24 protein-coding genes are annotated in these 21,662 nt (G+C 39.5%); 9 read left to right on the forward strand and 15 right to left on the reverse strand.

What is annotated here, in order from left to right; genetic code table 11:
- Positions 1 to 16: 16 nt before the first annotated feature.
- Positions 17 to 1,120, forward strand: a complete 1,104-nt coding sequence (locus Q4534_RS10990) for a serine hydrolase (protein ID WP_303613222.1) — start codon at positions 17 to 19, stop codon at positions 1,118 to 1,120.
- 65 nt (positions 1,121 to 1,185) lie between these two features.
- On the opposite strand, the gene Q4534_RS10995 is transcribed toward Q4534_RS10990, so the two are convergent.
- A complete protein-coding gene (locus Q4534_RS10995; RefSeq protein WP_303613223.1) occupies positions 1,186 to 1,956 on the reverse strand; it encodes a type III pantothenate kinase in 771 nt (256 codons plus the stop codon).
- 129 nt (positions 1,957 to 2,085) lie between these two features.
- Here Q4534_RS10995 and Q4534_RS11000 point away from each other — a divergent pair, with 129 nt between their 5' ends.
- The 3 genes from Q4534_RS11000 (at position 2,086) to Q4534_RS11010 (ending at position 5,398) form a co-directional block, all read left to right on the forward strand.
- Positions 2,086 to 2,565, forward strand: a complete 480-nt coding sequence (locus tag Q4534_RS11000) for a GNAT family N-acetyltransferase (RefSeq protein WP_303613224.1) — start codon at positions 2,086 to 2,088, stop codon at positions 2,563 to 2,565.
- 202 nt (positions 2,566 to 2,767) lie between these two features.
- Positions 2,768 to 3,868, forward strand: a complete 1,101-nt coding sequence (locus Q4534_RS11005) for a VWA domain-containing protein (protein WP_303613225.1) — start codon at positions 2,768 to 2,770, stop codon at positions 3,866 to 3,868.
- A 3-nt stretch (positions 3,869 to 3,871) separates the two neighbouring features.
- Positions 3,872 to 5,398, forward strand: a complete 1,527-nt coding sequence (locus Q4534_RS11010) for a magnesium chelatase (RefSeq protein WP_303613226.1) — start codon at positions 3,872 to 3,874, stop codon at positions 5,396 to 5,398.
- Between the two features lie 156 nt (positions 5,399 to 5,554).
- On the opposite strand, the gene Q4534_RS11015 is transcribed toward Q4534_RS11010, so the two are convergent.
- Both Q4534_RS11015 and Q4534_RS11020 read right to left on the reverse strand, forming a co-directional pair.
- Complete coding sequence (locus tag Q4534_RS11015; protein WP_303613227.1) at positions 5,555 to 5,758, reverse strand: DUF2892 domain-containing protein; 204 nt, start codon at positions 5,756 to 5,758, stop codon at positions 5,555 to 5,557.
- Between the two features lie 166 nt (positions 5,759 to 5,924).
- Positions 5,925 to 6,776: an alpha/beta fold hydrolase gene (locus Q4534_RS11020; protein WP_303613228.1), complete on the reverse strand. Its 852-nt coding sequence runs from the start codon at positions 6,774 to 6,776 to the stop codon at positions 5,925 to 5,927.
- Between the two features lie 264 nt (positions 6,777 to 7,040).
- On the opposite strand from Q4534_RS11020, the gene Q4534_RS11025 reads away from it, so the two are divergent.
- The 4 genes from Q4534_RS11025 (at position 7,041) to Q4534_RS11040 (ending at position 9,624) form a co-directional block, all read left to right on the forward strand.
- The gene (locus Q4534_RS11025; RefSeq protein WP_303613229.1) at positions 7,041 to 7,568 is read left to right on the forward strand and encodes a DinB family protein; all 528 of its coding nucleotides are present in this window, start codon (positions 7,041 to 7,043) and stop codon (positions 7,566 to 7,568) included.
- Positions 7,569 to 7,636: 68 nt separating this feature from the next.
- Positions 7,637 to 8,137, forward strand: a complete 501-nt coding sequence (locus Q4534_RS11030; protein WP_303613230.1) for a rhodanese-like domain-containing protein — start codon at positions 7,637 to 7,639, stop codon at positions 8,135 to 8,137.
- A gap of 42 nt (positions 8,138 to 8,179) precedes the next feature.
- Complete coding sequence (locus Q4534_RS11035) at positions 8,180 to 8,851, forward strand: haloacid dehalogenase type II (RefSeq protein ID WP_303613231.1); 672 nt, start codon at positions 8,180 to 8,182, stop codon at positions 8,849 to 8,851.
- Between the two features lie 14 nt (positions 8,852 to 8,865).
- Positions 8,866 to 9,624, forward strand: a complete 759-nt coding sequence (locus Q4534_RS11040) for a DUF547 domain-containing protein (protein WP_303613232.1) — start codon at positions 8,866 to 8,868, stop codon at positions 9,622 to 9,624.
- Between the two features lie 8 nt (positions 9,625 to 9,632).
- Here the strand turns inward: Q4534_RS11040 and Q4534_RS11045 are convergent, their stop codons facing one another.
- The 9 genes from Q4534_RS11045 to Q4534_RS11085 form a co-directional block, all read right to left on the reverse strand.
- Positions 9,633 to 10,148 carry a DinB family protein gene (locus Q4534_RS11045; protein WP_303613233.1) on the reverse strand — a complete coding sequence of 172 codons (516 nt, stop codon included), beginning with the start codon at positions 10,146 to 10,148 and terminating at the stop codon, positions 9,633 to 9,635.
- Between the two features lie 90 nt (positions 10,149 to 10,238).
- On the reverse strand, positions 10,239 to 11,267 hold the full coding sequence (locus tag Q4534_RS11050; protein ID WP_303613234.1) for a hypothetical protein: 1,029 nt from the start codon (positions 11,265 to 11,267) through the stop codon (positions 10,239 to 10,241).
- A gap of 5 nt (positions 11,268 to 11,272) precedes the next feature.
- On the reverse strand, positions 11,273 to 12,346 hold the full coding sequence (locus Q4534_RS11055) for a hypothetical protein (RefSeq protein WP_303613235.1): 1,074 nt from the start codon (positions 12,344 to 12,346) through the stop codon (positions 11,273 to 11,275).
- Positions 12,347 to 12,466: 120 nt separating this feature from the next.
- Complete coding sequence (locus tag Q4534_RS11060) at positions 12,467 to 13,006, reverse strand: YceI family protein (protein ID WP_303613236.1); 540 nt, start codon at positions 13,004 to 13,006, stop codon at positions 12,467 to 12,469.
- Between the two features lie 23 nt (positions 13,007 to 13,029).
- The gene (locus Q4534_RS11065) at positions 13,030 to 13,743 is read right to left on the reverse strand and encodes a hypothetical protein (RefSeq protein ID WP_303613237.1); all 714 of its coding nucleotides are present in this window, start codon (positions 13,741 to 13,743) and stop codon (positions 13,030 to 13,032) included.
- Positions 13,744 to 13,949: 206 nt separating this feature from the next.
- Entirely contained in the window at positions 13,950 to 14,690 is a 741-nt protein-coding gene (locus Q4534_RS11070) for a flavodoxin family protein (RefSeq protein WP_303613238.1), read from the reverse strand.
- Between the two features lie 144 nt (positions 14,691 to 14,834).
- Positions 14,835 to 15,086 carry a hypothetical protein gene (locus Q4534_RS11075; protein WP_303613239.1) on the reverse strand — a complete coding sequence of 84 codons (252 nt, stop codon included), beginning with the start codon at positions 15,084 to 15,086 and terminating at the stop codon, positions 14,835 to 14,837.
- Between the two features lie 23 nt (positions 15,087 to 15,109).
- Positions 15,110 to 15,697, reverse strand: coding sequence for a sigma-70 family RNA polymerase sigma factor (locus Q4534_RS11080; RefSeq protein ID WP_303613240.1), 588 nt, complete (start codon positions 15,695 to 15,697; stop codon positions 15,110 to 15,112).
- 284 nt (positions 15,698 to 15,981) lie between these two features.
- Positions 15,982 to 16,401, reverse strand: a complete 420-nt coding sequence (locus tag Q4534_RS11085) for an META domain-containing protein (protein WP_303613241.1) — start codon at positions 16,399 to 16,401, stop codon at positions 15,982 to 15,984.
- Between the two features lie 474 nt (positions 16,402 to 16,875).
- Between Q4534_RS11085 and Q4534_RS11090 the strand changes: the two genes are divergently transcribed.
- A complete protein-coding gene (locus tag Q4534_RS11090) occupies positions 16,876 to 17,634 on the forward strand; it encodes an SDR family NAD(P)-dependent oxidoreductase (protein ID WP_303613242.1) in 759 nt (252 codons plus the stop codon).
- Here the strand turns inward: Q4534_RS11090 and Q4534_RS11095 are convergent.
- The 3 genes from Q4534_RS11095 to dxs form a co-directional block, all read right to left on the reverse strand.
- Positions 17,631 to 18,401: an alpha/beta fold hydrolase gene (locus Q4534_RS11095; RefSeq protein ID WP_303613243.1), complete on the reverse strand. Its 771-nt coding sequence runs from the start codon at positions 18,399 to 18,401 to the stop codon at positions 17,631 to 17,633. The two genes, Q4534_RS11090 and Q4534_RS11095, sit on opposite strands and share 4 nt — an antisense overlap.
- The gene (locus Q4534_RS11100) at positions 18,394 to 19,548 is read right to left on the reverse strand and encodes a glycoside hydrolase family 5 protein (RefSeq protein WP_303613244.1); all 1,155 of its coding nucleotides are present in this window, start codon (positions 19,546 to 19,548) and stop codon (positions 18,394 to 18,396) included. The genes Q4534_RS11095 and Q4534_RS11100 overlap by 8 nt, the downstream gene beginning before the upstream one ends.
- A gap of 95 nt (positions 19,549 to 19,643) precedes the next feature.
- Entirely contained in the window at positions 19,644 to 21,569 is a 1,926-nt protein-coding gene (dxs, locus tag Q4534_RS11105; RefSeq protein ID WP_303613245.1) for a 1-deoxy-D-xylulose-5-phosphate synthase, read from the reverse strand.
- Between the last annotated feature and the right edge of the window lie 93 nt (positions 21,570 to 21,662).

Below are 21,662 nucleotides of genomic sequence, written 5' to 3' on the forward strand. Positions count from 1 at the left end.
CAAAAGAATAGCTTTTATGCCAAAATTTATAATTCTTGTTCTAATTGCATGTCTTGGCATCAGCTGCCAGGAAGAGCGCGCAGCCGTTAACTTTCAGCAAGCCTATGAAGGTAAAATTACGGAAGGCCAATCAAGATTGATCCATACGGAAGCCAAAGGATTTTTTAACCAAACCCAGTTGTCCATAGCCATAATAAAGAATGGAAAGCCGGAATTTTATGGAGTGAAATTAGAAGATGACACCTTGTTCTCAGTAGAAAACCATGATAAGGTCTTTGAAATTGGGTCTATCTCAAAAGTATTTACCGCCACATTACTGGCAGACTTAAACCTTGAAGACAAGCTAAACCTCAATGACCCTGCCAGTAAATATTTGCCATGGAAACTCAATAACACAGCTGAATTTACCCTGCAACAACTTTCGAACCACAGTTCAGGCTTACCCAGGCTCCCTGATAACCTGATCCTTTCAGAAGTGGATACAGCCAATCCCTACAAAGATTATGGGGAAGAAAAATTGAGAATATACCTCACAGAACAGCTAGAATTAAAACAGGAACCCGGACTAAAATTCGACTATTCAAATTTGGGAGTAGGACTATTGGGTTATATTCTGACCAAGATCGATTCTTCCAGCTATGAGGAAATGTTGCAAAGTAGAATCACCCAACCATTGCAAATGAAGTCCTCCACTATCGAAAGAGAAAAGGTATCGAATCAACTTGTCAAAGGCCTGGATGTGGAAGGTCAGGTTACGCCCAACTGGGATCTAAATGTTTTGCAAGGTGCCGGAGCCATTCTATCCAGTACCCAAGATCTGACTAAGTTTGCCCTTGCTCAATTCAACCCGGCCAATCAGGCATTGGCGCTTACACAAAAGAAAACATTCTCTATTAACCCTCATGAAAATTCCATTGGGCTAGGCTGGATAATTGAAAATAAAAAAGTAGGCAAATGGTTAATGCATAGTGGTGGAACAGGAGGCTACACTTCTTTTATCACCCTGAATTTAGAAAAGAAAAATGCCGTAATTATTCTGTCCAATGTTTCCGCATTTTCAGAAAATGCGGTAAACATTTCAAATCTAGGCTCTCGGTTAATGGAAATCATCGAAGATTGACCCTTTTTTTCCATGCCCATAAAGTTTTCTCCCAAAGGCTGGCATCAAGATAAATGTAATCAACTTTATAAATTGAGCCTAGTGATTGCATAAATGCCTTTCAATGTCAGGTTGATATCCACATTATTGAACCTATCTCCCAAATGCCCCATTAATGAGGACATGCCTCCGGTAACAAGCAATTGATATTCCTTTCCGGTTTCCTTCTCAATGGCCTCCACCATTCCTTTGACCAAGCCTGAATATCCATAAAAGATGCCCGCCTGAATGGCATGAACCGTATTTTTCCCCAAAGCTGATTCAGGCAACTTCAGTTCCACTTTGGGTAATTTCGCGGTATTGTTAAACAAGGAGTTGATGGCAGTTTTGATCCCGGGCACAATGTTCACCCCAATAACTCCCCCATCTTTATCCACCACACTAAAAGTCAGGGCTGTTCCAAAATCTACGACAATACAGGCCGCTTTAAATTGTAAATAAGCAGCAGTTATATTGGCCATTAGATCCGAACCTATTTCTCTGGGGTTCATCGCTGTCACAGGTAGTTTTTCGTAGCTATTTTCATTGATAACATAAGGATCCTTTCCAAAAAACCGTTGACAAAATAGGATCAATACAGGCTCCAAATCCGGCACAACAGTACTTATTCCTATTAGGTCTATACGATCGGTTCCCCAGCCTTTCTCTAAAAAATACATGGCAATCTTTCTCTCAAGATTATAAACCTTGAGGTCTTTTTTTGTTGGGATTCGAAGTACTTCCTCCCAGCAATCATCTACTTCTTGATAAAAACCAAATACAATATTAGAATTTCCTGCATCAATAGATAGAAACATGTTTCAAAGGGTTAAGCCTCAAAGATAAAAATTGTAAGTCATCCGATAAGCAAAAAACTGCCAATAATAATTTTGGAGAAAGCTTCGGCTTACAAAGGTAAAGTTGACCAATTTTATTAATTTCAAATTATGTATACTGTTAGAGAAGGAAAAAAAGAGGATTTACCTGCCATTCTTGAACTTATCAAAGAATTGGCCTTGTATGAAAAAGCCCCTGAGGAAGTAACCAATACACTAGAAATGATGGAAAAGGATGGGTTTGGGCCTGAGCCTGTTTTCGGCTTTTTTGTGGTGGAAAAAGAGGAAACCAACACCATTATAGGTACTGCCATTTACTATTACCGCTACAGCACGTGGAAAGGCAAGCGTCTTTATTTGGAAGATTATATTGTCACTGAAAAAGAGCGTGGAAAAGGTGCCGGCAAATTGCTTTTTGAAAGAGTGATGGCCAAATCACTTGAGGAAGGTTGCACAGGCATGATGTGGCAGGTCCTAGATTGGAATGAACCGGCCATCAGGTTCTATAAGAAGTACAGGGCACATATGGAATCCGAATGGATCAATTGCAACCTTCAGGCTGAAAAAATCAAGGAAATGCTAGCTACTTGATTTACTATTGCTTACAAGAGGTGTTCTTGGTCTATTGAACTTCCTAGAATCATTTCAATTTAAGACCTTAGAAAAAGTCAATAAGCAATCATTTACACCATTCCATTGGGCAGATCCAAAACTGCAATCCTTTGAAGTCCAAATTTCTTTGAGGTATTTGACTTAGTTTAAACCTCTCGGCCTTAATTCTTGTTACCCTACTATGAAAGGTTTTAGATTCAGCAAATTTGTCCCTCAAAAGGACGAAGATAAAAATACTTTTGAGCAGCTTTTGGATATTTTCCTTCAGTTGGTCACCATGACGGGAGGTGATGCTGCTGAGGCACTTAGCTGGCTCACCGATTTGGACAAAAGGTACAACATGACCAAACCGGGATATGGCATCGGAGACTTCATTGAGGACCTTAAAAGCAAAGGTTATCTGGATGAGAAAAAGAGTAATGGAGGATTTAAAATCACCGGTAAAGCGGAACAGTCCATACGTAAAAGTGCCTTAGAAGAAATTTTTGGCAAGCTCAAAAAAGGAAAAGGCGGACAGCACAAGACCAACCACACCGGCCCCGGCGAAGAAAGAGGAACAGACCGCAGACCTTTTGCTTTTGGCGACAATTTGGATCAGATTGCCTTAACAGATTCGCTAAGAAATGCTCAGATTAACCATGGTTTTTCCGGAGATTTCCTTCTAACCGAAGATGACCTTGAAGTGGTGGAAAGTGAAATGCGGACCCAGACTTCCACTGTTTTGATGATTGACATCTCCCACAGTATGATCCTATACGGCGAAGACCGGATCACCCCGGCCAAAAAGGTAGCCATGGCCTTGGCCGAATTGGTGAAGACCAGGTACCCCAAAGATACGCTAGATGTGATTGTGTTTGGGAATGACGCTTGGCAAATTGAAATAAAAGACCTTCCCTACCTCCAGGTTGGGCCCTACCACACCAATACAGTGGCCGGACTTGAACTGGCCATGAACCTATTGCGAAGGAGAAAAAATCCAAACAAACAAATTTTCATGATCACTGATGGAAAACCTACCTGCCTTAAGGTGGGCATCAAATACTATAAAAACAGCTTTGGTATAGACAGTAAAATTCTCAAGGAAACACTTAAACTTGCTGCACAATGCAGAAGGTTAAAAATTCCTGTCACCACATTTATGATCGCTTCTGACCCTTACCTTAAGGAGTTTGTTAAAGAATTTACTACGGTGAATAACGGCAATGCCTATTACAGCAACTTGCAAGGATTGGGACATTTAATTTTTGAAGATTACCGAAGAAACAGAACCAAACGTTTTTAAAATATGGAATACAGCAAAATGAAAGCAAAAGATTTATTAAAAATAAAAACCCTGGGACAATTAAAAGCGGTTGGTTACAGTCCCAAATCCATCAAAGAAGAACTAAGAGACAATCTCATTCGCAAAATCAAAAACAAAGAAAATGTTTTTGAAGGCGTTTGGGGTTATGAGGATACGGTAATACCGGATATAGAAAGGGCCATTCTTTCCAAACATAACATCAACCTTTTGGGCTTACGGGGTCAAGCCAAGACAAGGATTGCAAGGATGATGACCATGCTATTGGACGATTATGTACCTGTTGTAGAAGGAGCAGAACTTAATGATGATCCCTTGATGCCCATTTCTACTTTTGCCAAAGCATTGATTGCTGAAAAGGGAGATGATACGCCCATCACTTGGTGGGCAAAAGAAGACCGCTATACGGAGAAACTGGCAACCCCTGATGTATCCGTTGCAGATCTAATAGGTGATGTGGACCCCATCAAGGCCGCAACGATGAAATTGTCTTACAATGATGAAAAGGTCATTCACTTTGGATTGGTACCACGATCCAACCGATCCCTATTTGTAATCAATGAATTGCCCGATTTGCAAGCAAGAATTCAAGTGGCATTGTTTAATATTTTACAAGAAGGAGATATACAAATCAGGGGGTTTAAATTAAGGCTTCCTTTGGATATACAATTTGTTTTCACAGCCAACCCTGAGGATTATACAAACAGAGGAAGTATCGTCACTCCGCTCAAAGACCGGATTGAAAGTCAAATCATTACTCACTATCCGAAAAGCATCGAAATAGGAAGAAAAATAACCGAGCAGGAAGCTAAAGTCAACAACAGGCCAATGGATAGAATCCATGTTCCTGAGCTGATGAAAGACCTGATTGAACAAATTGCAGTAGAGGCCAGAGAAAGTGAATATGTGGATGAAAAAAGTGGTGTTTCTGCCAGGTTGACCATTTCTGCCTATGAAAACCTCATTTCGGCTGCAGAACGAAGATTGTACCTGAATGGTGAAAATGAAACCATTGTTCGGATAGTCGACCTAATAGGGGTAATTCCTGCCATCACCGGTAAGGTAGAACTGGTCTATGAAGGAGAACAAGAAGGTGCAGGATTGGTGGCTTACAATCTTATCGGCAAAGCCGTTCGTACCCTATTTTCTCAGCATTTCCCTTCCCCCGAGCAGAAAAAGAAAGCAAAAGAAGGCAATCCTTATGTCTTACCACTTTCCTGGTTTGGCGAAGGCAATAGCTTGGACATATTGGCCTCACAAAGCGATAAAGAATACAAAAAATTATTACAGGATGTTCCGGGACTGGAGAAAATCACTACACAATTTGTAAAAGAGCTACCGGAAAAAGAAAAAGAGTTTTACATGGAGTTCGCACTTCATGGCTTGGCAGAGCACAGCCAACTGAGCAAGAAACTACTGGACACAGGCATGCAGTTCAATGATCTTTTCAGTAGCATGTTTGACTTGGGTGCAGCCGGAGAAGATGATATTGAGGACGATTTTGAGGAATAAAAAATAGCTTCCGCGAATTGACAAATGAAAAAGGAACAACTCCCAAAAGAGTTTGTTCCTTTTTTTATGTCTAGTTCTGTGAACGATTTTTCTATCCTATCTACCCTATTTTTTCACCAAACCTACGAAGGGAATAGAAGATTGAATCTCCTGCTCTTAATGCGTCTTACATGATTTGATGCCAAACAAAGTATAAAGTGGACAAAAACTAACCAAGCTCGTTAGTAGAAAAATGGCGGAAATGATAATTAACACAATGCCCAATACTCCCGTTACAATTCCCGAGAAATAAAGGTACAAGGCAACAATTGCAATAATTGTCCTTATGATTCTGTCGGTTGATCCCATATTTTTTGTCATGGTACTATTATTTTTATTGAAGAAGAAATTTGAAAAAACAGCAGAGCCTTTAGTAGTACTCTTGCATCTAATACAATAAATTTAAAGGTTACCAAACAGAAAATAAGTGATTTAAATCACCATAGACAAAATATCTTTAGCAAAATTATTTCCTTGAATCCATCATTTAATTTGTGCCAATAAATTTTTGAATTTCACTAATCATTAATTCTTTCTCTGTAAAAGGAATCAGATGGCCTTCACCGGGAATGGTTTTGACCTCCAACCAATTTTTGGGAATATTTTGCATGGAAAAATTTATGTTTCCATAAGGCACCAAACCATCCTTGTCACCATGTATGTGTAAAATTGGGGAGTTTATTTTATCCCAATGATTAACGAATCTTCTAAGCTCTTTTTCATGGGAATACTTCTCATCTGCAGCAACCCTTAATGACTTAGAAACCATCCATCGGGTACTTTTATACCAAGCCAACTTTCCAAACCAAAAGTATTTTTCCTGCTCAGGATCTATGGCCGGAGCGATCATTACTGTACCTGTGAGCCATTTCGGATCCTGAATGGCAATATAGCCGGCAATAGTTCCTCCATAGGAATGCCCTACTGTATAGACCTTCTGTTTGTTGGCATGAACTTCATTCATTAAGGTATTTATGGCTTCGAATTGCTGGGGAATGGCTCTGTAATTGCCATAATCTGAATAACCATAACCTAGCCGATCAATGATCAAAATAGAAAATTGCTCTCTTAAGGTGTCATCCTGAATATAAGAAAGAAAAGCAGAAGAAGAACCGGGTGCACCATGGATAAACAGTAATATAGGCGCCTCCTTGTCAGTATTTTCGTACCATAACCAGCGCAAAGGATATTCCTCCAAATAATTTATTTCAAAAGCAATTTCCTTCTTCTCCATCAACCGATAGAGACTTTTGTCATTATCTCTAAATGAGAAGCATCCGGTCATCAGTATTAAGAAGAAAAATAAAACAAGAGAAAACCTAAAGGTTTTAAAATTCATATGCTGCAATTTATTTAAGAAACGAAAATCTTGACGCATCGGTTTTAATTTGAACCCGGATTAAGCAATAGGATTTGTGAGGCCTGTCTTGAATTTTTCCAGAGAGGGTTGCAATCGCAAGAAAGTCAAACTGTTTGAAAATTTCTGCACCTAATAGATGGTCTATTGTATATTTCGGGTTGAAGCCCAAAGCAATGCTTACTCTTGTTCAATTTACCCTATGCATTGCATTTTAAACCAAAGATGTTATTATTGTCCCCTGTTATGAAAGGAAAGTTAATCATTCAATTTTCATTATTGGTTTTTATTATGGGCATTTCAGATTTAAAAGCACAAATGTATTTTTCCGACCAGTACCCTATGGTTTGGCAACGCAATATGAATTATTCACAGCTTGTAGCAGAGGCCATGCCCGCCGAACTTTATGATTACAAGCCGAGCCCTGAGTCCATGTCTTTTAAAGATCAGCTGCTACATATCGTAGACAATATCAGTTATCTTACCAGCAAAATCAATGGACAAAAAAAATCTTTTTATAACAAAGAAAATAAAGACTCTATCGATAAAAAAGAGACCATTGAGCTGCTATCACAGGCAAATAATTATGTATTGGAGTTAATCAAAAATGCAGAAAAAATCATATTGGATGAAAAGATCGTCTTTGGCAATGAAAACATGACCAAAGAAAATATTTTTTACTTATTGCGGGGGCATCAAGTACACCACCGTGCGCAGTGTTTGGTATACCTGAGGCTTAAAGACATCGCTGCTCCCCCCTATGTAGGTTGGTAAGCATTCATAAAGGGGGATAAATTTTTAAAATTTAGAAATTATTGGGACTAAAGTTTTGTTCTAGTTCCATGAAAGTTTTATACATACTTTCCTTATGCTTATTGGTTTCCTCTCTTTCAGTAGAGAAAGGCTATGGACAAAGCTTGGCTTATAAGGCTTTGCTTAAAAGCACTTATGATCAAAATTTTGATTTGGTTTATCCCGAACAAAAGAAGCTCATCAATAATGCCTTATTATTAGACACCCGTGAAGCAAACGAATTTGAGGTAAGCCACCTGAAAGGGGCTCAATGGGTAGGTTATGAAACTTTTGACATTTCTTCGGTAAAGGGCATTCCAAAGGACAGCACCATAGTTGTCTATTGTTCAATTGGTGCCCGAAGTCAAGAAATTGGAAAAATATTAAAACAAAATGGTTTTAGTAAAGTATATAACCTTTATGGAGGAATTTTTCATTGGGTAAATGAAAACAATCCCGTGTTCCAAGCAGACACATTGCCGACCAACAAAGTCCATACCTACAATAAGATGTGGGGAATATGGCTAAACAAAGGCGAAAAAGTTAATTAATCCCTACTGACAATTTATAGTCACCCGCTAAAATAGAATATTATGTCTTCCTCACCCCAATTGTTAATATTTGATGTGAATGAAACCCTGCTAGATACAAAAGCAGTGCAGACTGCAATAAATAAAGAAATAGGAAATCCTGAGGCAGCAGGAAAGTGGTTTCAATCTTTATTGCATTATTCATTGGTGGAAACTGTAACCGGTGATTTTGCTGATTTCTCTCAAATTGCTGATGCATGTTTAGAAATGACTGCCGAAAATCATGGCAAAGCGCTTTCAGCTGAAAAACGAGAAATAATTTTAAGCGAATTCAAAAAGCTTTCTCCACATTCAGATGTATTTGAAGGCCTTCAACGCTTAAAAAATGCAGGTTTTATAATTGTCGCCCTAAGCAATGGCACCTTGGAAACTGTCAATGAACAGTTAAAATCTGCCGGCATCAGCCAGTTGTTTGATAGAATTTTTAGCATTCAAAGTGTAGGAAAATTTAAACCACACCCCTCGACCTATGCGTATGTCCTCGACAAAATGGAAATTGCTGCAGATAAGGCCTTGATGATTGCTGCGCATCCTTGGGACTTGGTAGGTGCTGCCAGAGAAGGATTACAGACTGCTTTTATCAAAAGGGCAGGAAAATCAAATTATCCGCTCTCCCCAAAGAATGATTTTGTAGCAGAAGACTTGCTACAGCTTTCCAACCAACTTATTCATTGACAGCCCAACCTATCATGATAAAACTATTTATTTACTACAGCATTCTTTTAATTAACCTTTCTTGTGGAAGTTCCGGCTTGGGTCAATCAGGCACAAATCCACCTAGCCACACATCTTTTGACCAGCTACTTCAAGCCCATGTAAACGAACAAGGAAAGGTAGACTATAATGGTTTTAATGCTGATATGGATAAATTAGATATTTATCTAACTTTGCTGAGCACCAATCCACCCGATAGAGATACCTGGTCGGAAGCAGAGCAATTGGCATATTGGATCAATGCCTACAATGCATTCACCATTAAATTGATACTCAAGCACTATCCCGTAAAAAGTATAAAAGACATTAAACCAAGGCTAAACATACCGCTTGTCAACACCGTATGGCACCTGGAGTTCTTTGAAATAGGAGGAAAACCGGCAAGCCTGGATGAAATAGAACATAAAATCCTGAGAAAAGAATTCAATGAACCAAGAATTCATTTTGCCATTAACTGTGCTTCTGTCTCTTGCCCCCAATTAATGAACCATGCCTACTCAGCCAATAATTTAGACGCACAATTGGAGCAAGCTGCCCAAGCATTCATCAATAATCCTAAGCACAACACCTTGGATAACAAACAGGCGGAATTGTCACCACTATTTTCTTGGTTTAAGGAAGATTTTACCCGAGACGGTAGTTTAGTGGAATTTATCAACCAATATGCTGATAAGCACCTGAGTAAAGAGGCCAAAATTTCTTTCAAAGACTACAATTGGTCTCTGAATGAATAAAAAAAGTGCTAAAGCTTGCCTGCTTTGGCAAGTCGGGCTTTTGTAGTGGAAGGTGCTACTCCAAAATCGCTATCTACCAAATGCACAAGTCCCTGATCTAAAAGGGAAATTTTAATCAAAGCCTGGTGGTGAATGCTATGCTCTAGACAATAAACCAACTCCCTTAGAAAGGAAGATGGAATAATACAATTACAGTCATCCAAAAGGGAAAAATTGGTGACGAGAGAAGCATTTCCTGAAAACTTTTCTCCCTCTAAGAACTGTACCACATTATCAACGGCAGTTAAGGCTGTTTTGGGATCCTGTTCTATTGAATTGTCTCGTTTTCTTTTGTCATAATTGATCGCCGTCATTTTTGAATCCACGGCTTCTCTAATACAAATATAAAATTCAAGAATATGCCGAATGTGTTGACCTATGGTGGCTCCTGACAGAAATTTAGACTTATAATTGTATTGCTGGGGGCTTAGCTTTTCCAAAAGACCGGAAATTTGCTCAAGGTTCTGTTTACATTCAGCTTTCATAATTCAATATTCGGAATCCTAATTTTGATTACAGTATAAAACCGTTCTTTAAAATAGACGTATTTGGCCATAAAACCTGACATAATCCCGTCATTTTTTTATTTTTTTTCTTTGCACATAATGTGCCCAAGCTTCTTTTAATGAGGTAGTTGAATGCAAAAACGAACTATTTTCTTTACTGATTTTATAGATCAAGCTCCAATGCTTTAATAGTGTTTTGATCCCTTCCCACAGTTTTGCATCAGGGTCATAAATATGCGCCGGCTCCGCATTCACCCCATTAATTTCCAAGACTTTAATTCCTCTACCTTGAACAAAATCTTCCACCGAATTGGCTTTTAAATCTACCCTTCCATAATAAAAGCTATCTAGCTGAAGACTCAACTTATCAAAAAACCGAACTAGAGTAGGGTTGCTTAATTTTGTTCCATCGATAAATTTGGTACCTCTATTGTGATTGCCAATGGGCTCAAGTATTCTTTCTTTCCCTAAAGGCAACACCTCCTCAGGATTCAAACCATCGCCTTTGAACAGATTTTTGCTTACGAGTCTACCTCGAGGAGATTCATCAACCAGTTCTTTAAGGCTAGTTTTACCATCCCCCACTACGGTCAAAAATTCCTTCAATACTATGGAAGGTATATTCCCTGCCTTCTCAGTAGGTAATTTGTAATAAAAAACCCCTGCCTCAAAAGAGGTTTGGATAAATTCCTGCAATAGAATATCTGCCTTGCTATGATCCAGGTAGGCTTTCAACCCCACCCTGTTTCTAATGACCTTCACTGCCGTGCCCCTTTCTCCCCTGTCGGGTTTTGCGATCAAGGGAAATTCAATTCCTATATTGGATAGGGCTTTAAGGGCCATTTCCATTGAAGTTCCCGGTTTAAGAAAAACTGTTTTTGGTATTAGGTCAGACGGGAGTTTACGAAGCTGACGGTATTTGCTGCAGTTATAAAGCCCCCCCATTTCCATATGCGGATTAGTTAAGGTGAAGAAAAAGAAGGACCTGGCCCTTGCTGAAAGTAACAGGTAATAAAATACCACAGGTGAATAAACCAGCCAAGTTGGCCAATATTCCCAGTGGGTCAGTTTGGTGATGAAGTTACTTTTAAATTTCATTTGTTTTAAAAAGCCTCTGCAAAATAAATGTAGAAACCACGTGAATCAGAAGTAAAGCTGTAATCCAATCTTACATTGGTTCTGTCCTTTTTACTTATGCGCACCCTTAGGCCTCCACCTGCAGCAAAATGTATGTTTTTATATAATTTCTCCTTTAAGGTGTTGTAAACCCTTCCTGCTGAGCCAAATACAACAAAGCCAAACCTCCCAATCACATGATGCCTGTATTCAGACTGGACGATCGCAGAATGATTGTCTCTAAACCTTCCTTGATAGTATCCCCTATGAAGAAATGGTCCTCCCAAGGTTGGTAAAGTTCGAAATGGCACTTCACCAAAAGACAACTGGGTCAAAAATTGATTGGCCCAGGTAATATTGTCAGAAAGTGCCAAATAATGCCTTATGTCCAAACTTAGTAAACCAAAATTAATCGCAGAATGATTGCTTTTCCCTAAACCAATTAAAGGACTAAACTCAATAAAGCTTCCGGAAGAAGGGGATAAAATATGATCCCTTCTGTCCCACATCACAGCCGGTCCAAAGCCCATATAGCTGTATCCTTCTCTTCCATTCCCCACCAAAACATCCTCAAAAAGAGGCTCCATCTCCGGAAATTTCGGCTTCAGCCATTGACCTTGGAGCGCCAAACCAATATAAGTGTCTTTTTTTAGCCTTTTGTAACTTTTACTCTTAAATGTTAAGGCCTTAAATGTATAAAGTGCCCTTGAGGTCTCCTTGGTATTGTTTCCCAATCCATAATAATATTCAGGAAATTTGCGATAGTCAATGCTGCCATTCAAGAAATATTGATCCCCTGAGGTGTATACTTGCCAAGGAAGAATTAGTAAATACTGCTTGTTTTGGGTGTAGGTAACAAACATCCGCAAATTGGATTTTCTTTTGCTTTCTTTTGCATAAAAACTATAAAATGCAAAACCCTCTGCCGCAATCCTTGTTTCAGGGGTAAAATAGGCCAAAGGCAAAGCCTTAAATATTGTACTGTCTTGCTTTGACTGTCTGGATTCAGCTTCGGGAACCAAAGCAGAAAACAGCATGATGGCAGTATAGCACTTCAACATTATAGACATTTTATAAAGCTATTAGCAAGTCAAGACAAGCTAGAGGTGATGCTTACAAACAATTAGCAAGGAAGAGGGGTGAAAGCAATAGTAATCTGAAGCAAGCAATTAAGTTGAACATTAATTCACAATAAGAAGGTCTAAGTAGACATCGTCGGACATTACCCAGCTGCTCCCGCCAACTTTATAATCTCTTCGGTCGAGTTCGCCCTCAATTCTAAATTCCCTTACTGATCCTTTGTTTATAATGGACACAGGTAGGGTTATTGGGAGTGTTTTCCCTTTTATTGTTAAGTCACCTAAAACCTTGAGCCTATCTTCTCCCACTGCTGATACCTTTGTAGACTGAAAGCTAATGGTAGGGTATTGGGCAACATCAAAGTACTCTGACTTTTTAAGGTGATTGTCTCGCTTGGTGATGCCTGTATCTATAGAATTGCTTTGAATTTCTGCGGAAAAGCTACTTTTCCCAGGTTGAGATTCATTGTATTGCACCTTGGTTTTAAACGATTTAAAAGTGCCTTCCACATTTAATCCCAGGTTTCGAATATTGAATTTAATGTAAGATTCTTCAAGACTGTTGACAGATTCCGTTTCAGGAGCATTTACATTAGGTGCCAAAAACCAATAAAACAGGAGGATGAAAATCGAAGATTTCATGATATATAAGGGTTAATTGTTAATCACTTGAAGGGATTGTAAGAAACAGCGACGAAAAATAACATGGCTTTATTTCTGAATCTGTCATTTTCATAGCTTAAGTTTTGTTCCGTTGTGTATTCCGAAAACGTCATGTCAAATCCAGCCCTTAGCCATGTTTTTTGGGAGACCGCATAAGCCGCATAAAACTCTGATTTGAGTTGGCCAAGGTCATTGTCACCTCCCAACAGGGCATTAAATGAGGTTGGGCTAGCTGATACGCTCTGAGGAAACTGACCTGTGTTTTCTGAGCTGATAAAATTGGCACTTTGCTCCCCGCCAAAACCTAGCCCCAAGGCATCGATATTAAATCCAGCCTTGAATTTTGGATGAAACTGGTATTGGATATTAATCATGGCATTCAAGGCCATGGTATTGGCTTTATTCATAAATAGAGAATCAATAGTCGCGTCATCACCTGTCAAATCTGCTGGAGCAGTAATGTAGTTGAGCTCTTTCCCGTTAAGTCCTGAAAAGCGAACACCATAACCTAACCTTAGCTTTTTAGAAGAAAACAATCCATAGTTTTTATTCCATGAGAGAGCGTAGCTTGTTTGACTTTTTTCTCCAAAGCCTAGAGCCAAATCAAAATATTGATCTGTTTTAGGAATCGTTTTTTGCTGTGCATGCACACAAGTGATTGCTAAAAAAAAGGTGGCAATAAATAGATAAAATTTAAGTAAATGTACATTTCCCATAATTATCGAAGTTATTTAGCTTTATAGATAGTATGCTTGATATTTGAAAAGGGAGGTGGGCAATATTAGGCAAATTAGCCATAGCCCAACCAAAGGTTTATCGCACCACTGCGGAAAAAGGGTCTGGAAATCTTTCCGTAAAATTCTGAGTTTACTGGTCTGACTAGCCCTTTTTCCTTCCATTAAATAGGGTGCGTTTTGATAAACTACCTGTATTCAGGATTAGGATGGTCTTTGGTTTCCCGGTTATCCCACTTGTCTCTTTGGTTGCCATAGGAAGGAATACCGTTTTTAAGCATATTGGCCATATGCATGAGGTTCCAAGTCATGAATGTGGTATTTCTATTGGTGAAATCATTTTCAATACCGCCAGAGTTTTTGTCCAAATAAGATGGGCCTGGCCCTGCTTCACCTATCCATCCAGCATCTGCCTGGGGAGGGATTACATAGCCAAGGTGCTGCAGACTATACAAAAGGTTCATGGCGCAATGTTTGATTCCATCTTCATTTCCGGTAATCAGACAACCTCCGGTTTTTCCATAATAGGCGTATTGCCCCTGAGTGTTCATTTCTCCTGAAAATCCATATAACCTTTCTATGACAAGGGTGGCTATGGAAGATTTTTCTCCCAGCCAAATAGGGCTTCCTATTACCAAAATATCTGCTGCCATTACTTTTTCCTGAATGGCAGGCCAATCATCCCTATCCCAGCCATGCTCGGTCATGTCCGGATATACACCGAAAGCAATTTGATGATCTACAGGGCGAATTATTTCAGTGGATATCCCATTTGCCTTCATAATGGCCTCACTCATTTTTATCAAACCCTCAGTGTGGGAGAGTTCGGGGGATTTTTTAAGGGTACAATTTAGAAAGACCGCCTTTAAGGCTGAAAAATCGTAAGGATTGTCTTTATTCAAGCTTTTTTGAAAAGTACTGAGTTCCATAACTAGGTCTATTTGGTTAATAATTTGATTTAAATATAAAATTCAGAGAAAAGAAAAAGTAAGCATTTCCCTTCTCATCAATTGAATTTCAGTGATATAACCAAATAGACGTGAATAAGTTAATGGCCTGACAGAAAAATAAAATTATTTACGATTTATTTTTTCCAGAATATCTGATTTGATTTTTGAAGGTAGCGTTTTGGAGAGCGCACCTTCCTTGACCCATTTCTCCAAGGCCTTATTCATGGTTTCACTTTGACTCTCATACGCACTGCAAACCTTACAAAGTTTTAAATGCACCCCAAGTCTTAGCCTTTGCGTAAAAGTCAGCGGACTGACCATTTTTTTTTCTATTAAGAAAGTAGCTTCCTTACATGAAAGAAGCAATTGACTCATTATTTTCTCCAAAAACATCCCTATTAATTATTTTTTACAAACCAGTTGACTTCCAAACATTTTTTTAGAAGTAACTTGCCTCTATGTAATACTTGCCAATAATTAGACATCGTAATTTCTAGCTCCTGACAGATCTCCACGGATTCTTTTTGTAGAAGATATTTTGAAAGAATTGCTAGGCGCCATTTGTTAGGGAGATCTTCAATACATATTTCCATAACTTTATTGAAAGCCGGATCATCTAGCAAATGACTTTCCTTTGTCCAGGCTTCTTCAAGTCCATTGGCCTTCCAGTTGTCCGCACCATTAAAAAATGAATCGGTAAACTGAGAGGCAGTATCATCCTGATCATTTTGTTTCTTAGATGACTTCCGGTAATGATCAATAATCTTATTGTTTAAAATTTTTAACAACCATGTTTTAGGACTACTTCTACCTTCAAATTTCTCATAATTTTTAACGGCCGCCATAAATACCTCCTGAACCAAGTCTTCAGCGGTTTCATTACTATTGGTTTTATGATATGCCCAGCTATAGAGGTAATCGCTGAATGAATGAACCCACTCACTGATGACTTTTTGCTTGGACTGATAATTTGTTTTTTCTTCCATGGTGACAACTATGTTCCGATAGAAAGGTAAATGGTTTTGGGGACATCGTATGGGGAAGCAATAAAGCTTCTACTCCGGAAAGCCTCTTTGGAACCATCCCTTTTTTTCATCCCAATTGATAATTCAGGTGAGTGTTAGGTAATAAAAGGGCAATCATTTGATTTGGGAATAATTCGAACCAATGTGGGTACTGTTAAAAAGCCCAGGTATTATTTCCATTAGTTAGCTACCCATTTGCTTCTAAAGCAAATGGGTAGCTTATAAGTGCAAAAAGATAGTTGGATTTAATTTTCTGGAACAAATCGCAGAAGTTCCTTGGCTCCATCCATCAATGTCAAATTATCTTTGCTTACTTTAAAATCACTTACCATGGAAAGTGCATTCAAAAATTCATTTTCTCCTGAACCCTGACATGCTTTTTTGGTCATGGCACCGGGGTCTAGTGAAAGGCTTTTTCCATCCAAATTAAAATTTCCGGAAAAATTATTACAACCGGTGAAACCACTCAACTTCCCACCGTCCATAAAACTTAGCATTGGTAAAGCATCAGCAAATTTTCCAACATCTAGGGCTTTGCCCATCATTCCGGCAAGCTTCCATTTGTTTCCTGTAAGTAAACTTAGTGGGTTCATGGAGCTGAGTGAGCTACATGAGGTAAAAGATAGGAGTAAGATTAGAACAATTAAGTGTCTGGACTTTTTCATAACGGTTTTTGTTTAAGTTACCCCAACAATAGACAAGCCATTAACAGTTTAAATTCCAACCACTTAACGGTCTTTAAAAAAACGCTAGCCAATTATTATCAGGTTATTTTGTCAATTGAGATTCTGGTATATTTTATTATTGAATAATTAATAGATGTAACTCAGGATTGTGAGGTTAAGTTTAAAATCAACAGAAATAGTTGTAAGCAACGCTTTTAATTTGGCTTTTTCCCAGCAATTTCAGCAAAACCCAAGCAATCTTAGGGCCAAGAATTTAATTAGAAATAAGGACATCCTTTTCCAAGCTGATATAATTCCTTTAGTAATTTAAAATAATTGTTGTAAATATTGTGGCAGAAAATAAAAAAATGAGCCTGTGGCTAAAAAGATTTTTCTTAAATCTAAGGCAGCTGTAAGTAATATTCATTTGCACTTTATTAATTTTAAAGGTAGAAAATCCAAAAAATCATTTCAATGACTAAATCAAGATATAAAGACAGGGTTGCAGTAATTACCGGAGCTGCAGATGGCATAGGGAAAGCAATTGCCGAGAGATTGGTAGCTGAAGGTGCAAGTATTGCGCTTTGGGACTTCAATCAAGACAAATTACTTGCTTTAGAAAAGGAATGGCAAGATTCTGGCCTGCCCGTAAAAGCTTTTGTTGTTGATATTTCAAAGGAATCAGCTGTACAAGATGCTTATCAAGCAACCATCAGTCACTTTGGAAAACTTGACATACTGGTAAATTCCGCAGGCATAGTAGGTCCTACCCAGATAAAAATAACCGATTATGCTACTGAGGAATTTGACAAAATATATAATGTCAATTTGAGGGGCTCTTTTTTAACTGCCAAATATGCCCTAAAACATATGGAGAAGGCACAATATGGTAGAATCCTCCTTATCGCTTCTATAGCCGGTAAAGAAGGAAACCCAAATATGGTGGGATATTCTGCCACCAAAGCCGGAGTAATAGGCTTGGTAAAGGCTTTAGGAAAAGAATATGCCACCTCCGGAATCACAGTCAATGGTTTGGCCCCTGCGGTTATTCTAACGGCCATGAACAAAGATACCGATCCAGCACAATTGGAATATATGGCTTCAAAAATCCCCATGCAGCGCCTTGGTACTGTAGATGAAGCAGCTGCTATCGCTAGTTGGATACTTTCAGACGAAGCCAGTTTTAATACCGGTTTTGTGTTTGATTTATCCGGAGGAAGAGCTACCTACTAGCTTTTCAAGCTTTCCATAAAATCGCAAATGGCAGCTTGCGTTTTTTCCTTTTGTTCAAACATTCCCATATGTCCGCAATCCGAAAGTTGACAGAACTGATCGACAAGCTTCTTGTGGTTCAGGCTGTCTGCTAGGGTTACGGCAGTGTCCTCAACCCCACAGATCATCAGTTTTGGATTTGGAAAGGCTGCAAGTGTTTCCCTATTGTCATCTCTGTCCCGCATGGCCTTCAGGTAATTTATGATACTGTCCCGGGGAAGTTGACTGGCATGTGCTATAAGTTGGTCAATGGCTCCCTTGCAGCGATCCCTGTTTTCTCTTTTGAACAGCAGTGGCAATGAGGAACTGATAAATTTATTTACCCCGTGCTTGTTCACAAATTCCACTGTCTTTTCCCTACTATCCTTTTTTTCTTCACTATCGGGATAGGCCGTGGAATGAAACAATCCCAACCCACTTAAAGTGAGGTTTGGCAGTTGTGCCATTTCCAAGGCCAAATAACCGCCAAGGGAGTGGCCTATAAGGCTTGCATGGCCTATATTATTGGTTAGCATCCACTGGGCCAGTTCTTTTCCTATATCTGAAATCGTAAAATCACCATTATAGGCATCGCTGCTACCAAATCCCGGCAAATCAGGGCACCAGACTTCACAACTCGTCAATAGCGGCTCCACAAAATCTGTCCACATTTCTTTCGTTTCGCAAAAACCGGGAAGCAAAACGAGGGGTTGGCCCTTTCCTTTTTTCCAATAGGATATCTCAGGCATATTTCATCAATAAATTTAACAATTCCCTATCTAATTTCTCTCCGTACCAATCTTCATATGCAATATCTGTCCTTCCGGAGTTAAGCAGGCCGAAAGAGCCGGAAAACTCCCATAAACCAAAACCTATTCCATTGTCATCTAAAATGTCTAAAATATCCCCAAACCAGGATAAAAAGACTTTATGGGGAGTTTTGTTGTAACAACCCAACTCTCCGCAGTGAACACCTACACCTTGCTCCAGCAAAGCAATCCAAGGTGCGTAATGTTTTTCCAAGTCTGCTTTGCCATAATGCCGCTCATTGTGCATTCCCGGCCAATTCGGCTTCGACAGGCTTTCAGGATCTTTAAAAACCCAAGGTGCTTTGTGATGGGAAATATGCATGGGAAAGTAACCCCGGCAACTTTGGTGCAAATCCAAATCAGCAAATTCAGGAATAGCCATGCCTCCTCCTCCATTTCCATCTGCAATGACCAATCGGTTTTTATTGACACCTTTAATTGTTTTCAGCGCAGCCTCTGCCACTTTCCTATATTCATTTACCGGCACAGGGCCTCCCGGGGAATGCTGGTCATTCGGGTTAAGCCTTTTGTACGGTTCATTGACCAAATCAAAACTTAACTTCTTAGAAGATATATTTTTGTAGCGTTTGGCCCACATTTCCCAGTGGGCACAAAAGGCTTCCAAAGCTTCCTCATCCTCCCAAAGGTTGTACGGCTCTCTGAAACCTGCATTGATACAAAACCCAGGCGCTCTGTGCAGATTTAAACTAACATGCAATCCTTGTTGCTGGCAATTGTGAACAATTTCATCAATCTCATCCAGTATTTTGTTATTGAATTGTAGTACCTCATCCGGACGTATGGGCTTGCTTCGATCAAAGGACAAATAACTTGGATAGGAAATAGGGATTCTGGCAAAATCAAAACCCCAATCGGCCATGTATTTATAATAAGCAGGTTTTGTCTTCCGTCCTTTTTCGGGAATGGGGTTAAAAAAATCCAACAAATTAAAGCCTCGCCATTGTGGAAGCTTATTCTTTTTCTTTTCTAAGGGTTTAGTAAATGACGGCCGGCTAAGAGTCAGCGCAACAGATGCCGCCGTAGCTTTCTTCAAAAATTCCCTTCTTGGGTTTATTATATCGGACATGGAAGTAGCGGATTAAATTACTTATACATCGGTCCAATTTAAAAAAAAATGAGGAAACCGGCCGGATTTCCTCATCTATAATAAGACTGGTATTTTCAAATCTTAATTTTATCTTCCACATTTAGGTTCATCATATCTTTCACCGTTTGCAGAATTCCGGAAGCATCAAAACCGCATTCATGGTGCAATTCTATTTGCTCTCCATGTTCGATGACTTTATCAGGTATGCCCAAACGTTTTATTCTTGCCTGATAACCGTGGTCCATCATCCATTCCAAGACAGCACTACCAAATCCCCCCATCAGACAACCGTCCTCCACCGTGATCACTTTGTCAAATTTACCAAAAACCTCATGCAGCAATGACTCGTCAAGAGGTTTGACAAAACGCATGTCATAATGGGCAACGCTTAGTCCCAGAGATTCAAACTTCTCCGCATTGTCGAGCACATAATTACCAATATGCCCAATACTTAGTATGGCAATGTCTTTACCTTCGGTAATTATCCTTCCCTGACCTGTTGGTATTTTCCTAAGCGGTTTTTTCCAATCAGGCATAACACCCTGACCTCTTGGATACCTGATGGCATAAGGGGCCTGGTGCTCCGCACCTGAAAACATTAGGTTTCGCAACTCCTCTTCGTTCATAGGGGCGCTAACCACAAGATTAGGTACACAACGCAAATAAGCCAAATCATAGGCACCATGGTGGGTAGGCCCATCTGCACCGGCAAACCCCGCCCTATCCAGGCAAAGCACAACCGGCAAATCTTGGAGGCAAACATCATGAATCACCTGATCATATGCCCGCTGCATAAAGGTGCTGTAGATATTACAAAAGGGAACCAAGCCCTGAGTAGACAGTCCTGCGGAAAAAGTAACTGCATGCTGTTCTGCTATTCCCACATCAAAGGATCGATCAGGAAAAGCCTTCATCATGATATTCATGGAAGATCCGGAGGGCATCGCAGGAGTAACCCCCACGATTTTATCATTCTTTTCTGCCAGCTCCACCAAGGTATGTCCAAATACATCTTGGTATTTGGGTGCTTGGGGAGTAGTAGGTACTTTCTTAGCAATTTCTCCGGTAATTTTATCAAATTTCCCCGGAGCATGCCATTTGGTCTGGTCTTTTTCTGCGGGGGCAAAGCCTTTACCCTTTACGGTTATGCAATGAAGAATCTTTGGTCCCGGAATATCTTTAAGGTCATTGAGTACCTCCACCAAGTGATTAACATCATGGCCATCCACCGGTCCGAAATAGCGCAAGTTTAAGGACTCAAATAAGTTGCTTTGTTTCAGCAAGGCAGATTTTATGGCTCCCTCCACTTTTGAAACTACATCTTGAGCACTGAAACCAAATTTACTGATTTTACCCAACAGGTGCCATACTTCGTCCTTCACTTTGTTGTAAGTATGGGAGGTGGTGATGTCTGTAAGGTAATCCTTCAATGCCCCAACATTAGGGTCAATAGACATGCAATTGTCATTGAGGATGATCACCATATTACTGTCTGAAACACCGGCATGATTCATCGCTTCAAAGGCCATTCCTCCTGTCATCGCACCATCACCTATTACGGCCACATGCTGCCTTTTGGTATCCCCCTTATATTTTGAAGCCATGGCCATTCCCAGAGCAGCCGAGATGGAAGTGCTGGAATGTCCTACGCCAAAAGAATCGAAAGGACTTTCTTTCCTTTTGGGAAATCCGGATAGGCCCTTGTATAATCTATTGGTATGAAAGTCATTTCTACGGCCGGTAAGGATCTTGTGTCCATAAGCCTGATGGCCCACATCCCAAATCAACTGATCATCAGGAGTATTGAGCACATAATGCAATGCTACAGTAAGTTCCACGACGCCTAAGCCAGCACCAAAGTGACCTCCATAAACAGAAACATGGTCAATGATAAACTGTCTCAATTCATCACAGATTTGAACCAATTGGTCTTTACTGAGGTTTTTAAGGTCTTCCGGGTAAAGGATTCCTCTAAGTAATTTTCCAGGTTCTATTTGCATATACTTATCTTCATTTATAGAAAACTATAACCTATTCATAGGATATAATGTTTAATATTACCAATAATTATTCAGGCCTCCATACCTTTATGG

This window comes from Cyclobacterium sp. 1_MG-2023 (assembly GCF_030546805.1).
Taxonomy (GTDB): Bacteria; Bacteroidota; Bacteroidia; order Cytophagales; family Cyclobacteriaceae; genus Cyclobacterium.